The sequence below is a fragment of the Sphingopyxis sp. genome, assembly GCF_035944815.1.
Classification (GTDB): Bacteria; Pseudomonadota; Alphaproteobacteria; order Sphingomonadales; family Sphingomonadaceae; genus Sphingopyxis.
Window position 1 is genome coordinate 1 of sequence record NZ_DASZAU010000001.1, and the last position, 14,084, is coordinate 14,084.

Annotated in this window: 13 protein-coding genes; 6 read left to right on the forward strand and 7 right to left on the reverse strand. The window is 57.2% G+C overall.

What is annotated here, in order from left to right:
• The 3 genes from VGU00_RS00005 to VGU00_RS00015 all read right to left on the reverse strand — a co-directional run.
• The coding region (locus VGU00_RS00005; RefSeq protein ID WP_414713465.1) for an NAD(P)(+) transhydrogenase (Re/Si-specific) subunit beta at positions 1–813 on the reverse strand (813 nt) is incomplete at its 3' end.
• Position 814: 1 nt separating this feature from the next.
• Complete coding sequence (locus VGU00_RS00010) at positions 815–1,096, reverse strand: proton-translocating transhydrogenase family protein (protein WP_327464212.1); 282 nt, start codon at positions 1,094–1,096, stop codon at positions 815–817.
• Positions 1,097–1,120: 24 nt separating this feature from the next.
• Positions 1,121–2,242 (reverse strand): NAD(P) transhydrogenase subunit alpha, encoded by a 1,122-nt coding sequence (locus VGU00_RS00015; RefSeq protein ID WP_327464214.1) that lies wholly within the window; start codon positions 2,240–2,242, stop codon positions 1,121–1,123.
• A 974-nt stretch (positions 2,243–3,216) separates the two neighbouring features.
• On the opposite strand from VGU00_RS00015, the gene VGU00_RS00020 reads away from it, so the two are divergent.
• Positions 3,217–3,546, forward strand: coding sequence for an SMR family transporter (locus VGU00_RS00020; RefSeq protein WP_327464216.1), 330 nt, complete (start codon positions 3,217–3,219; stop codon positions 3,544–3,546).
• Between the two features lie 483 nt (positions 3,547–4,029).
• Here VGU00_RS00020 and VGU00_RS00025 read toward each other — a convergent pair whose 3' ends face one another.
• A complete protein-coding gene (locus VGU00_RS00025) occupies positions 4,030–4,404 on the reverse strand; it encodes a c-type cytochrome (protein WP_327464218.1) in 375 nt (124 codons plus the stop codon).
• 921 nt (positions 4,405–5,325) lie between these two features.
• Between VGU00_RS00025 and VGU00_RS00030 the strand changes: the two genes are divergently transcribed.
• Complete coding sequence (locus VGU00_RS00030; protein WP_327464220.1) at positions 5,326–5,871, forward strand: hypothetical protein; 546 nt, start codon at positions 5,326–5,328, stop codon at positions 5,869–5,871.
• A 12-nt stretch (positions 5,872–5,883) separates the two neighbouring features.
• Here the strand turns inward: VGU00_RS00030 and VGU00_RS20080 are convergent, their stop codons facing one another.
• The 3 genes from VGU00_RS20080 to VGU00_RS00040 all read right to left on the reverse strand — a co-directional run bounded on the left by VGU00_RS20080 (position 5,884) and on the right by VGU00_RS00040 (position 9,298).
• A complete protein-coding gene (locus tag VGU00_RS20080; RefSeq protein ID WP_414713466.1) occupies positions 5,884–6,657 on the reverse strand; it encodes an E2 domain-containing protein in 774 nt (257 codons plus the stop codon).
• Complete coding sequence (locus VGU00_RS00035) at positions 6,654–8,243, reverse strand: adenylate/guanylate cyclase domain-containing protein (protein WP_327464222.1); 1,590 nt, start codon at positions 8,241–8,243, stop codon at positions 6,654–6,656. Before VGU00_RS00035 ends, VGU00_RS20080 begins: the two co-directional genes overlap by 4 nt.
• A gap of 128 nt (positions 8,244–8,371) precedes the next feature.
• Entirely contained in the window at positions 8,372–9,298 is a 927-nt protein-coding gene (locus VGU00_RS00040; RefSeq protein WP_327464223.1) for a TIR domain-containing protein, read from the reverse strand.
• Positions 9,299–9,603: 305 nt separating this feature from the next.
• Here VGU00_RS00040 and VGU00_RS00045 point away from each other — a divergent pair, with 305 nt between their 5' ends.
• The 4 genes from VGU00_RS00045 (at position 9,604) to VGU00_RS00060 (ending at position 14,057) form a co-directional block, all read left to right on the forward strand.
• Entirely contained in the window at positions 9,604–10,107 is a 504-nt protein-coding gene (locus VGU00_RS00045; RefSeq protein ID WP_327464225.1) for a Pycsar system effector family protein, read from the forward strand.
• A 5-nt stretch (positions 10,108–10,112) separates the two neighbouring features.
• A complete protein-coding gene (locus VGU00_RS00050; protein WP_327464227.1) occupies positions 10,113–10,823 on the forward strand; it encodes an adenylate/guanylate cyclase domain-containing protein in 711 nt (236 codons plus the stop codon).
• Positions 10,824–10,847: 24 nt separating this feature from the next.
• Complete coding sequence (locus VGU00_RS00055; protein ID WP_327464229.1) at positions 10,848–12,593, forward strand: DUF6119 family protein; 1,746 nt, start codon at positions 10,848–10,850, stop codon at positions 12,591–12,593.
• Positions 12,594–13,784: 1,191 nt separating this feature from the next.
• On the forward strand, positions 13,785–14,057 hold the full coding sequence (locus VGU00_RS00060; protein WP_327464231.1) for a hypothetical protein: 273 nt from the start codon (positions 13,785–13,787) through the stop codon (positions 14,055–14,057).
• Positions 14,058–14,084: the final 27 nt, after the last annotated feature.

The window sequence follows — 14,084 nt, forward strand, 5'->3', positions numbered from 1 at the left end:
GAGCGCGCCGGTGATGATCATCGCGGTGTTGCCGAGCGTGAAGCCCATCGCCGCCGCGGCCCAGCCCGAATAGCTGTTGAGCATCGACACGACGACGGGCATGTCGGCGCCGCCGATCGGGATGATCAGCAGGAAGCCGATGACGAAGCTGAGGCCGGTGATCGTCCAGAACACCCACGGCGACTGGTCCTGCGTGAAATAGGCGGTCAGTGCGACGATCGCGGCGAGCGTGCCAAGATTGATGACGTGCCGCCCCGGCAGCATGATCGGCGAACCCGACATATTGCTGTTGAGCTTGAGGAAGGCGATGACCGATCCCGAGAAGGTGATCGCACCGATCGCAATGCCGAGGCCCATTTCAATGCGGCTGACGACATGGATCTGACCCGCGGCATCGGCGATGCCGAAGGCGACCGGGTTAAGATAGGCGGCGGCGGCCACTGCGACCGCGGCAAGGCCGACAAGGCTGTGAAAAGCCGCGACGAGCTGCGGCATGGCAGTCATCGCGATGCGCCGCGCCATGACGATGCCGATCACCGCACCGATGCCGATCGCGACGAGAATTTCGACAAGCCCGATGGTGTCGAGAGCGCCGGTGGTGCTGACCGGGGCATGCGTCAGCAGCGTCGTGACGACCGCGATGGTCATGCCGATCATGCCGAAGCGGTTGCCGCTCTGCGCAGTCGCGGGGCTCGAAAGACCGCGCAATGCAAGGATGAAGAGGACGCCCGCTACCAGATAGGCGATGGCAGCCCACGCGGGTATCGCGCCATCGCCAGTTCCGGCGCCGAAAAGGATGAATTGCATGCTCATCTCAGCGCCCCTTCTTCTTGTACATCGCCAACATGCGTGCGGTAACCGCAAAGCCGCCGAAAATGTTGATGCTGGCCATCACCACAGCCGCGAGGCCGAGCCACGTCGAAGTCGCCGAACCCGCTGCCGCGCTGGCAATCAGCGCGCCGACGATGATGACCGACGAAATCGCGTTGGTGACGCTCATCAGTGGCGTGTGCAGCGCCGGGGTCACCGACCAGACGACGAAATAGCCGACGAAGCAGGCCAGAAGAAAAATCGAAAAGATGGAAATGAAGTCCATTGCGTATCTCCCGCTAGCCGCCGATCAGGCGAGCAGCCGTTCGTTGACGACCTTGCCGCCGTGCGTCAGGCGCACGGCATTGCCGATTTCCTCGTCGAGCACGGGCTTGCCCGCTTCCTTGTCCCAGAAGGCCGAGAGGAAGTTGAACAGGTTGCGGCTGAACAAAGCGCTGGTGTCGGCGGGCATCAGCGCGGCAATATTCTTCGCGCCGATCACGGTGACGCCGTGGAACTTCTTCGCTTCGCCCGCAACCGAGCCTTCGACATTGCCGCCGCTCTCGGCCGCCATGTCGACGATCACGCTGCCGCTGCGCATCGTCGCGAGTTGCGCGTCCGAGATCAGCCGCGGCGCGGGGCGCCCAGGGATCAACGCGGTGGTGATGACGATATCCTGCTTGGCGATGTGCGACGACACGAGTTCGGCCTGCGCCGCCTTATATTCGTCGGACATTTCGGTAGCATAGCCGCCCGCGCCTTCGCCCTCGATCCCCGCGACCGTCTCGACGAAGATCGGTTTGGCGCCGAGGCTGAGGATCTGCTCCTTGGTCGCGGCGCGCACGTCGGTCGCGCTGACCTGTGCGCCGAGGCGACGCGCGGTCGCGATCGCCTGAAGCCCGGCGACTCCGACGCCCATGACGAACGCCTTGGCGGCGCTGACGGTGCCTGCGGCGGTCATCATCATCGGGAAGGCGCGGCCATAGGCGTTCGCCGCCATCAGCACCGCCTTGTAGCCCGCGAGATTCGCCTGGCTAGACAAAATGTCCATCGACTGCGCGCGCGTGATGCGCGGCATAAATTCCATCGCCAGCGCTTCGAGGCCGAGTTTGGCATATTCGTCGACGCGCGCGCGCTCACCGAACGGATTGAGCCCGGCGGCGAGCCAGGCACCGTCGGCGAAGCCCTTGAGCCCCTTCGGATCGGGCCCCTGGATGCCGAGGATGATGTTTGCACCCTTCAGCACATCCGAGAGGCTGCCGACACTGGCACCGGCGGCGGCATAGTCGGCATCGGCGATCGACGCGGCCTCCCCCGCCCCCGCTTCAACGGCAACCTCTGCGCCCAGCCCGATGAATTTCTTCACCGTTTCGGGGGTCGCGGCGACGCGGGCCTCGCCCTCGGCTAACTCCTTCAGAACTGCGATACGCATATTCGGCTCCAATCACTTGGCGAGATCGCGACGGGATGAACGCAGCCGCGCGCGAGTCCGGCTCCGGGGCGGTTTCCATCGGCCATCATCCAAGGGATGCGGCTGGTAAATAGATTCCCCTGTCTTGCGGACGGGGCGCCATAATTTTTTACAGCGCATTTGTCATCATAAATATGAAGCGCCGCTGCGTGTAACCGGAACCTCCGGGAATCACGGCACCGAGTACTTGGCAGCAGCGTAGGATGGGGCATCACTTGATGATTAGTTCGCGGAACAGCGCCCCGGTATTCAAGAAACCTCGGTGGCGGCGATCAGCCATTTCGAACGCAACTGATCCACCTCCGCGCTGGTCAGTCCCAACCCCCGATGGAGAAAATCGTCGAACGTCCCCTATTTTCTTTCGAACTCGGCATAGGCCGCTTCAAGATAGGCCGGTCGTACGTCGAACAAGGCATGCCTTGCATGCAATGGAACAGGACCGGGCAAGTCCGGAGCGGCCGTCACATAGGCATGGCTGGCATCTGACATAAGGAAAGTGGCGCCTCCCCGTGCCGATGGTCGCGCATCGGACGCGAAAGCGCCACCCCGTCTGGGAGCGGGGAGAGTGCCCACTCTCAACGCGAAGCACCTTCGCGTTGACATAACAACCGATATCTAAATTTAGACACAGACGTAAGAGGTATTTCGGCGCCCGGCCACCGGATTATTTCGGAGCAGAGGCACGATGGAGTCGACGAGAACCGACCGCTTACGCCAAACCGCTGCTGGATATATTGCGCCTGGCTGACCGCGTTTGACTGATCGTCAGTCCGGTAGGTCGCAAGGACAAATGCGATGAAGCGATCGGAAAAGGACCGTCGGCCATTTGATAAGCTCGTTGATGCCAAGCGAAGCGCGACATTCCAACTCTGAAAAAGCTTCCGTCCAACGGTCGAGATAAGGTAACATACGCAATGTAAATTAGCGGAGGCCTCATGCATTATCTTCATCTGTCCCTAGCGATTCTCGCAGAGGTCGTCGCGACCTCCTTTCTCCGACAATCGGAGGGATTCACGCGCATCGGCCCGACCGCGATAACGGTGGCCGGCTATGCGATTGCCTTTTACTTCCTGTCGCTGACGCTACGAAGCATCCCGGTCGGCATTGCCTACGCGATCTGGTCCGGTGTGGGCATAGTCCTCATCGCGCTCATCGCGTGGGCGATACAGGGCCAGGCGCTCGATCGCCCGGCAGTGGCGGGAATCGGGCTGATCGTGGCCGGAGTCGTCGTCATGAATCTCTTCTCGAAATCGATCGCCCACTGACCACCTGCGCCGATCTGCTTGGCGTCGACGTGTCCCACAACGCGGGTCTTGGTCAGGCGACCATTCAGACCGGCGGACCGATATTCCCGGCACCTTGGCAACGGCCGGCAAGCCCTCACGACGAGCGCGATGCGCGGATAGACGATGGGGTCTCGTACCGAAAGAAATGGCAGCACGCGGAAATCTTGCCCTGGTAGAAATCGCCACCTCGCCTCGGCGGGCGGTCGAAATTATCGACCATCCGACAGAGAAGCAGGCGGGCGCGGCGACAGCCCGCGGATATTCTGGCCGAACTGATCACCCCCATCATCCAAGTGGCGGCTGACGCGACATTATTCGTCACGCCCAAGTGCTTTGCTCCCGAGCGAGCAGAGCGCGCGCTCAAGCCGACAAAAAGCCAGCTTGATGTCCCGCGCCTCCGAGGCGGTCCGCGCAGCTGATCGGAAGACCGATTAGGGCAAACGCCGATCCGCGATCAGCGTGTCACTTCAGTGTGGCAAGATATGCAATGATCGCCTTCCGGTTCGCGGCGTTGGGGACGGCCGTCACCATCTTGCTGCCGGGCACCAATTTGGTGGGTCCGGCCAGCCAGCGATCGAGGTTTTCCGGGTTCCAGACCAGGACCGACTTTTTCAAGGCCGGCGAATAGGCATATTTGGGCTTGCTGGCCGCCTTCTTCCCCACAATCCCGCGGAGATTCGGGCCGACGGAATTGGCGCCATCTGCCGAAACCTTGTGACAAGCCGCACATACGGCGAATGCGGGCGGCGCCGCCTGCGCCATGGCCTTCCCAGAGGGGCCGGCGGTGGCCAATCCGATTGCGGCAGCGGACAATAGAGAGACAGCAAAAAGTTTCATGGGAACGCTTCCTTTGATGTGCACTTCGGTATTCGCGGATTGCCGTAATCTTCGAGATGCTCGTCCAGCCGATCAGAATACAACGCCCGGTGCCGAGGCCCGACCTGTCAAACCTTCAAGATCAGCCATTGACCGAAGAATCAGACACCGTCCCCAGAACCACTATTATTCGTAACACGCGCAATCTTTATGTCAATCGAGATTTCCACACCCGCGCGCCCCACCGCCGCAGAGGAGGAACCTTATAAATTATCACTATTTATCAATGCATAATGACGACTTCGCTCGCAAAAGCGCTGATCCAAAGCGGGATCGCGATCGATAGCCAGAGCCCATAATCGGCCGCTGTAGAGTCCTTGCAGCCCTTCTGAATGGTCATATTGCACAAATCTGGCTGCCCATTATAATGACGCACGAAGTGTAATATATCGCACGTTGGCTTCGCGATCCTGACGAGTCTCCCTCGATCAGGAAACGGCGGGAGGATCGGCATGACATGCTGCGGGAGCTATGCGGCTCGATGAAAGTCTGGTGCTTCACGGCCCCCGGAGAGCGCGGCGCGCTGACACGCGACGGGCGAGGCACCAATCTGCCGCACCGCTATGGTCCATGGAAACGCAGTTGCGAAATCGACCTCAATGGCGAGGGTGATGACCTTGCTGCGAGAAGGCTGATTGCGAACCAAGGTTTCTGCCTCTTCCTTTATCTCCCCTGATCGATCGCTTCCCTTCGCAGGATACTATTTTGTCGATCGGAGGTCCGTTCCTTGGCCGCAAGTATCGGAATGGCCGATGGCGGACCGTCAGCTTCTGGCTTTGGGATAGGAGGTAGCGGACGTTCCTATGCCAGGAACGTCTGGACAAAGTTCAAGACCCCTCAAATATCGGTAACAGCTGCCTCACCGCGTACGGGAACAAACAGATGGCTCAACATGGTCTCAGTAAACAAGACGTTGCTCGACGGCTGATACATGCTGCAGTCGACATGTTCGAGGTCAATGCAGATCCTCTCGCGATCCACGTTGTCGGATCTTCGGCTTTCAATCTCCTGCGGGAACTTTCGAAGGTCGGTGGCACCTCGTTTTTCGAGCGCGTGTTCCGCTCCGTTCTTTTTGACGGTGCGACTAAGAGACTGAAGGGGGAAGAAAATGGACTCCCTGAACATCCTATCGTCGCCGAGTGGGTGGAAGGAATTGCGCGAGCAATTGACGCGGGAGATGTCAAATCTCCCGAAGATATCAACATTAAAGATGCGCCAAAGGCCGAGCTAGATGCGCTGAAATTCCTAACTGTGCCGTTCAATTTTCTGAAGCATGCCGACAGGGATCCCGACGGCTCACTTGATGAGGGCGACGTGAAGGCGATGGAAGCAACGAGCTTTGCCGTCACAGCCTATAGCCTGCTTTTCCCGACCGACGATCTCGATCCGAAGGTTGCAGAATTTCTCCGAAAGAATGCAATCATCTAGAAAGCAAACACACTATGCCATAGCACTGGTCGCCGAATTTGCTTCGTCTTCATGCTGGCCAAGAGGGCACGATCGCATCGTCCTGCAGCAACGTGTCCCCTCACTAAATACATGCTTCCAATAGTCCGCCAGCGCTTTTCGGCGGAGGCTTTCAGTATGAGCAAGCTCGACCAAGATCACGCGCTTCGGGCAATCAACGCGCAGAATTCTAACCGCGCGACCGCGAGCGCGTCGCATACAGCCGCGTGGACAGAGAGAGCGGCCATTAATTGGGTTTCCTCGCTTATCGAAGAGTCGGATGCTCCGATCGGTAAGCCAAGAGGGCTCGTTTAACCGTGCCGAAGCATATTCCTCTTCGACGCCAGCCTCTGCCGCCAATGCCAGCGCCTTTTCATGATACTTGCCCGCATCGCCGTGATCGAGGGCGTGCGATGGCGGCCAGACTCGGGTTCGCTCGGCCACGCTTTGGCAAACGAGAAACTGGCGAAGCTGTTCCCACCATTGGGCCGCGTCGTTCGGCGAGCGCACATCGATATACCTTAGGCCGAGGCAGAAGCTCTCGTCATACTGAATGTGTCGCTCGGGGCAGCGCGCCGGCAGGTCAGTCCCAGGGACATCTTCTGACACGCGCGGCTTGGGATCGCCGAATATCCGCAGCCCCAACCCGCGTTCTGTCCAAGGCGTCTTAGGGACGCGGGCGCGACCGACGAGTGCCGCGTTGGTAGCATTCTTTACGGTAAACCAAGCTGGCGCATTGTCGGCCAGGTGACGGATCGCATTTTTCACTTACGGTCGTGCGCTCGCATAGGAGGCGCGATTTCAGGATGATGTGCGCGCATCGGTTCAGGTTCCGAATTTGTCACGACAAATGGTGAAGCCATTGTCCCGAGCAACACCTCGGCCGTCTCGACGTCGAGATTGGGGACGACACGATCGCTGGAGAAGGCCTCGCGTACACTCGCGGGTGACACCCGGTATGCGCGCTCGCCGAGGGCGGTCTCAGTACCGTCGCAGCGCTGCTGCTCTGCTTCGGATACACACGTCGCGCGGCTCGCCGCTGCACGCACGCTCGCCTCTCCCCTCAGCCCGATCCTGCAAATCGGAGTCACGCCATAGTCAATACCGATGGCAAGGCCGAGACTGTCGATCCCGGGCAACATGTCGCGGCAAAGCTCAAACGAGGATCGCAAGCCGGCAGCAGCATTGATGGCGGTCTTCATCGTCGCCATCGCGTCGGTTTCGGTTCTGGTACCTTCGGCAAGCAGTCCATGGAGGCAATCGCCAATGTAGCGAACCTTGCGCCCATTGAAATCGTCCCGCAGGACGGCGCCCAATTCTGCTCTAATGACATGCAGATTGGCCACAGCCTCTGCAATCTGGCCGGTCGAAATTGCATTGTCGATATAGACGGTGAAATTGTCGATATCGGCGAAGATTGAGGCCAGATCCATGCGGACGGCATTGCTGGGCGGATGCTCAGAATAATTGAGATCCTTTAGCGGTGGCTCTTTATGATGAAATCGAAAGACGGCGTCGCTGCCGTCTGCACTCTTGCGATCCTCGAGGCTCTCGCGAACTGCCGCATATGCCTTTTCCAGTCGCGCATTACCGCTTGCCTTCATCCCGGAGGTTGTCAGCTCATCTGCAAGATAACGATGTTCGAGCACATTCCCCAAGGCAACCGTCTTAGTTAGTGGGTCAGGTGTCTGGCCTAAAGCGCGCGCCGCGCGCGGACTAAGGTTCAGCCCCTCCTCGCCGGCCGCCAATTTTGCGGCATGATTGGCCGGGCTCCCGATGAACAACGGCTCGCGTTCGTCGCTGCGACCTGAATCGATAGCAACCGCTGGCCCGCTATCAATACCGATGCACACGGCTGTTTGGAATTCGGGATGATCGTCGCCGAGGCGTTCGACCATCTCACGAAATGCGGCCGCGAAAGAAACCGCCACGCGGACCCGCTCGCCTTCATTTTCTTGCCCCTCAGGCGAAAGGACCACGGCATGCAGCCTTGACCCATGAAAATCGACCCTTTGCATGTCGAACTCGTCGATGAGTTCGTCACAGGCGCGATAATGAGCATGCAAAAATTCCAGTGCCCGCCGATGACTGGCCTCTGTTTCCCGCCCAGCGTCGGTTAGGACATCGTTGAAGTCCGTAAGGTTCGCATAAATATGCACCGCGTCCGTCGTGATCGCCCGGTTGCGCGGGATATCAATGAGGCCTGCCTTAACCGACGCGTCCGCAAAACTTGCCTTCTGCATCCGCGCCTCGGCGATGAAGGTACGGAAATCCTCGACCTTAATCTCACCTTGTGGAACGCCGTCCATGAACTTGCGGATCCGGCCCTTCGCCCGATCTTCGTCCCAAGCCATCCATCATTCTCCTTTTTCAGGTCTCAATCTGTTGTGCCAGCGAGTTCATCGAACCAAGAACGTTAGCAGAACATCATCCGCCTGCTAAGTGATTTTGTGAAGACATGGCGGCACGCCAATGCCAGCCACTACCCGTTGAAAGGTCCCCACTCATTAATATGGTCGCGTAGATGATTACAGGCGGGGGCCATCATCGCCGCGGCCTCGCGACCTGCTGCATAGCTATAAGGGATCGTCATTATCCCACTGAGGTCGCTAGGCAATTTTACCTTGTCTTCTCGCGGTTCCATTAGAATCGCGCGCTTGCGCCCAAGCCGTCCCATGAAGAGACCGAGTTCGAATACGACATTGTCGCGTGGGCTCGGCCATTCCTGCCCTCTAAAAAGAGTCAGATCGTCATTGTGCGCGACAGCGATGGCAAAATCCGATTCATCGACTGCGTTCTCAAGAGCCTCCAACGCGTAACTGGTGGCGCGAAAGACCCCGTCGGTCCACAGGATCACTTGGAACGGATCATGCTCGAAACTATTTTGGATGATGCGGGCGACAGGTAGTGCTTCGGCGGACGAGATAATAAAGACCTTGATCACCTCGCGGTGCGCGCCAACTAGGCGATTGCGCTCGAGCAGACGTCGCGCAAGTGCCCGTGCAATGGCCCGATAGATTTCTGGATGGCGCGACGCGAGATCCGTCACTTGTGCATAGGTTAGCTTGGCCACGATAGACGGCTCGCTGGCAGTCACACTCGCGGACCGCGCCTGCGTCGGCTCGATCAGCGCCATCTCGCCGACATGATCGCCGCGTCCCCGCACCGCGACGTTGCGGCCGTTGATGAGAATGCGGAACGAACCAACAATGATCAAAAAGAGATCATTGTCATCGGCATCCTGCGTGATGAGAGTCTCTCCTTCCGCAACCGCGACGAGGTCGAGTCGATCGGCGAACTCTTTGGCGATATCGCGGCTTCCTCCTACGATCGCCTGCTCCATCAGAGCATCGATCAGATTGTCGCGTCCGGCGTCCCCGCGGAAGCGATCGATGATGGCTGTCACCATTTGCCTCCTGAAATATGCAGATTGTTGCTGCTCGCCATCGCGTCCCGCTCCCTTCCTGCTCTCGCTTCCGTTGACGGAAGCTCTGGACCCCCACAATATATTCACGGACTGCTGCCGATCCAGATGTCGATACCGAACCGGATGAAATTGTTCGGATCGAACGGCGCATAGTAGCGCGCTATTGGGACCGGCATGATTAGGAGGCTTCACGAGGTTGCGGATGATTGCGAAGGGAGCTGTGTTTCCTCTCTCATGGGTTGCGCGCAACCGATGCCTTGATATTATTTCGCTCCGGGGGGTGCACAATGAAAGACTTGCAGGTCATCGAGGCTCAACTTGAACGCGTACTGAGCTTCTTTCCGCGTGTCGACACGAAGGTGGCGGGACTATTTACGGTCAATTCCGCCATCTTGACTATAAGCGCGCTCAACGTGGAGGCAGGAGATCTTGCCCGCTGGTACATTACGGTCCCTGGCGCCTTTCTGATCCTTGGATTGATCGCGTCGTTTGGCTACCTTTACCGCTGCAACTTTCCCGATTTGAAGGGCGGCGAAGGCAGCCTTGTCTTCTTTGGCGCGATCCGAACACGTACAGAATCGAATTATAGAGCTGAATTCGAAGCTGTTAGTGACGCGGACTATCGCTCGGACATCCTTGGCCAGATCTGGCGAAATGCACATATCCTCGATGACAAATACAAGGCGGTTGCGATGGCCATACGAATGACACTTGCCACCTTGATCCCATTTTCAATTTTCCTTGTAATGACCGCGATCGAGCATACACGCCTCCCCGTGATGCACGGTTGACCGGAATGGCACTAAAGAGCGAGCTCGAGACGTCGGTTGAGGCCATCCTTGGGACAGCTTTCAAGGAAAGAGATGGGCAGAAGATTCCGACCTCTGCAGATGTTTCACTGACCGACGGAGCTGTGAAGCTCGACGCTGCCTTTCTCTACGCCGACCTAGCCGGTTCGGGACTGATAGCTAAACAGTGTCCGTGGGACACTACAGCCAAAATCATCCGCGCCTATCTCGACTGCGCCACTAGGATCATCCGTGCTCGAGGTGGCGAGATCAGAAGTTTCGACGGCGACCGTGTAATGGGCGTCTTCATCGGAGATGCAAAGCGAAGCAGCGCGGTAAAGGCAGCCTTGCAGATCCAGTGGGCCACCCGACACGTCATCGAGCCCGCAGCAACGTCGCGCTTCAACTCAGTGAAGAATAACGATGTCAAAATCCGCCAAGCCTGTGGAGTTGATGTCGGGACGAGCCGGGCTGTCCGCGCGGGCATTCGCAATAATAATGACCTGATCTGGATCGGACGCCCTCCAAGTTTCGCAGCGAAGCTGTCCGATATTCGGGAGTACCCGTATTGCACTTTCATTTCAGGAGATGTCTACGATCGACTCAATGACGAAACGAAGTTCAGTAATGGAACGAACATGTGGGAAAATCGGAGCACCAAATTCGCAGGTATCGACGAGATGTGTTATAGATCAAGTTACTGGTGGGAACCAAAATAGCTGTGCGCACACGAACGAGGCAAGATGGCTGAAAATAGCGGAGAGATTGGGCAAATCACCTTCTATCTTGCAAAGAGCGAGGTGACGTTCGAATCGATCTTCGACGACGACGCGGGTGTTGATACGAAGCTCGCCGCTCGGACGGTCGATTTTGAGATCGAAGACGCCGTTTGCCGCTTCGCTTATTTCGAGACATACTCCGCACGAAAAAATCCGCCATGGCTAGAGTTCGTCAACGAGCAGATGGGTGCTGACCTACCATTCGAGTTCGCCGACGCGAGCCGTAGTCCAAACGGCATACTTCTACTCCAGACCGGAGACCGCCTCTTCGCTGCGGTTTTTGGGCGAAGCGCGGCTAGCTGCCTCAACAAGAAAATGCTCGAACCCGATTTCGGTATTAAGACTGCAATGAACATGTGCGGTAATGAAGAAATTCGGCAAACCCGGACACAGAGCAATGCAATCACGCCAACGCATATTGACCGACAGGCGAGCAAACCCTCCGACACTTTCGTCTTCGGCCTCAGCGAAGCCGAAGACCTCCGCTACATTTCGGCGCACATAAAAGGCCAGAAGCATACGACTCTTCAAGGGCGAGATTCCCTGACGGTGAAGGTCATCGGGGAGGAGAAACTTGGCTGGGACAGCCTGGTTGAGAAGTGCCAGACGTTTCTCGAACGCTTCGGCGCGCGCGACTATATCGACCTCTTTCCAAATTACCGCAATTTCCAACCTGCTTCGGAAGCTGAAGTAGAAACACTCGATGGATTTCTGATCAATGCGCTTCGAGCAAAGGACTACGCACGCATCGATCTCAGCATTCCGGAGTTTCTGGCCGACGAGGATTACGGCTATTCCTATTCGAATAAGCCGCAAAAAGAGAACATCATTTACTCCTTTCTCGAGCCGGCGCAGATCGAGAAGGTCTTTAAAGATTCATCCGACATCACCGTCGACCGGCTGCAGACGAAGCGCATCCATGCCTATTCGCCAGCCGAGGATCGTATCTTGGGATTCAAGCGTTGGCCCATCTACGATTGTTTGATCTATGAACATGCGATCGGCGGCGACTATTTCGTACTCAGCAGCGGCCGATGGACGAAGGTCGACCCCGAATTCCACCAGTCCATTCTTGATTTCATGGCAAACCGAGTTCGCGAAGAACCGGCCGAAGCTTTGTATAGCGGCATCGACATTAGCGACGACGGTCGGAAGATTAACAGTGAGGCGAAATTCAATCGCGAAGTCGTCGCGCGCCGACCCTCCACCATACTTTTCGATCAGGCAAAACTAAAAATTGGGACGGGGCTAAAAAATAAGGAATTCTGCGACATCCTCGATCTTGAGGGCAATGGACGCATCCGGATCATCAATGCGAAGCAGTATAAGGATGCCTCCTCAATCAATTATCTCTTCTCACAGGCGAAATTTTACTGCGAAGCCTTCCTCACCGACGATGTCTTTCTCAAAGAAATTCGTGGACATATCTCGGACAGCGGCTGCGCCCAAACCGATGCCTATCTCGCCTATATCAAACCGGCGATCGAAGATAATCATGGCCGAGACTACAGCCTCTGCCTTTGGCTTCTCTACTGCGACAAGAAGCCTCAACCAGACAAGAGCGATATACCCCTCATCGCACAGTATGAACTCAAATTGATGCACGACCACTTGCGGCGCATCTGCAAGTTCCGGGACATCATCATTCGCTTCATACCAGTGAAGACGAAACGCTACACACAGTCACGAAAAAACAAGCCGCTTGCATAATGGTCCGCAGAGAATCACGACCTCAAGCGACGGGACTCCCGGCCTTCGGATGATTGGACTTTAGCGCGGATTGTAGCGAAGGCGGCTGTCACTCGGCTGACGGATGTCAATCACGGCGCCAAAAATGTTCATATGGCCAAGCAACAAGGCGCAGCGAAGGTACCAATTATCTTTGAAATTCTAGTGTCAGCTTTCAAGGTCAGATAAGTACCGAACGCAATGGCCGACATCGGGCGCACTGCCGACGTTGGGGGACATTGGAAAAGCAAAGCGGGACAGTTCCCCGCTTACTCGTATCAACGCCCACAAAAAAGCGGCCCCGAAGGGCCGCCAAGGAGTGTGAATGGAAAGGAGCCCCTCCATTCGGGTCGCAGCTAGGCGCATAAAGCAACGCGTCAATACCGCCAGTAGATTCGCAATGCCGTAACGGAATTTCTGAGCGGTGATGTATGCTGGCAACAAACATAGGCTTCTTCACATTCGGAAGCGCGAAATATTGCCACGTCCCGGACTCGCGCTATAGCGCACGCATGCCTGAACCGCCCTGCGCGTCGTCGCCACCATTGCCGCCGAACGAATAGACGCTGATAAGCGCACCGTCATAATCCTCGGTGATCAAGGTTCCCTGCTTGAGATCGATAGCCGGACAAGTACACCTCTCGGTCGACGGATAAGTCCCGAGTTACGCAGTAGCGCAACACGTAATATCATCAGCATCTGTCGAACACGTACCAAGCGCTCCAAGCGATATCCAGCTTGCGTAAAGCAGATCGTAGGACGCCGTGAGGCGCCTTCGGCGTTGCGCATCGGCGAGTTGCAAAGTGCAGTAGCGCTTTGCAACTCGCCGATACGCCCAAAAATTGTTCGCGGGTGGCTGATGCCAGAATCGCTGTTGGTTGCAGTCTTCTTCACGGTTGAACGCGTTTAATGCGAGGCAGCGTGAGGAATTTCCCACCGACACGCCAAAATCGACATATGGCACGTGCGGAAGCAGCTATCCGCAACATATTGTGCAGAAGGTCCGAATTTTTTTTCCTCACTTGATCGTTTCGGCATAGCAAGACGAGCCCGATTCAGATAGCGTAAACGGCGATGCACAGACTTCGGTCTGAATTGGCGTTGATACGGGGGATTAGCTCATGAAAGTTTACGTTTTGCCTTGGCACGAGTTGAAATTTAGAGAAAAAATAAATGAAAATCAATGCCTTCGGCAGGATGTTTACCCCGCGAGCGTCCCATATTGTCAGTGATGGATCGTGCGGAGATCACGCGATGAATGTGAACGTCACATACATCGCACTCGCCGCGGTATTCTTCGCGCTCAGCGCCGTCATGACGACGCGCGCGCGCAAGACAGCCGACGAGCCCGGAGCGAAAAAGAGCCAGCTCTCGAGCCTCCTGTTCATGATCGCCGGGACGGGGTTCGTCCTCGCCGGCGTGATGCCCATGTTACGGTCGCTTTGACCGCCCGAATTTCTGGAGTGTAACCGC

Coding starts and splice junctions, on each gene's coding strand:
- VGU00_RS00010 (WP_327464212.1), bottom strand. CDS start 1,096: ATGGACTTCATTTCCATCTTTTCGATTTTTCTTCTGGCCTGCTTCGTC.
- VGU00_RS00015 (WP_327464214.1), bottom strand. CDS start 2,242: ATGCGTATCGCAGTTCTGAAGGAGTTAGCCGAGGGCGAGGCCCGCGTC.
- VGU00_RS00020 (WP_327464216.1), top strand. CDS start 3,217: ATGCATTATCTTCATCTGTCCCTAGCGATTCTCGCAGAGGTCGTCGCG.
- VGU00_RS00025 (WP_327464218.1), bottom strand. CDS start 4,404: ATGAAACTTTTTGCTGTCTCTCTATTGTCCGCTGCCGCAATCGGATTG.
- VGU00_RS00030 (WP_327464220.1), top strand. CDS start 5,326: ATGGCTCAACATGGTCTCAGTAAACAAGACGTTGCTCGACGGCTGATA.
- VGU00_RS00035 (WP_327464222.1), bottom strand. CDS start 8,243: ATGGCTTGGGACGAAGATCGGGCGAAGGGCCGGATCCGCAAGTTCATG.
- VGU00_RS00040 (WP_327464223.1), bottom strand. CDS start 9,298: ATGGTGACAGCCATCATCGATCGCTTCCGCGGGGACGCCGGACGCGAC.
- VGU00_RS00045 (WP_327464225.1), top strand. CDS start 9,604: ATGAAAGACTTGCAGGTCATCGAGGCTCAACTTGAACGCGTACTGAGC.
- VGU00_RS00050 (WP_327464227.1), top strand. CDS start 10,113: ATGGCACTAAAGAGCGAGCTCGAGACGTCGGTTGAGGCCATCCTTGGG.
- VGU00_RS00055 (WP_327464229.1), top strand. CDS start 10,848: ATGGCTGAAAATAGCGGAGAGATTGGGCAAATCACCTTCTATCTTGCA.
- VGU00_RS00060 (WP_327464231.1), top strand. CDS start 13,785: ATGAAAATCAATGCCTTCGGCAGGATGTTTACCCCGCGAGCGTCCCAT.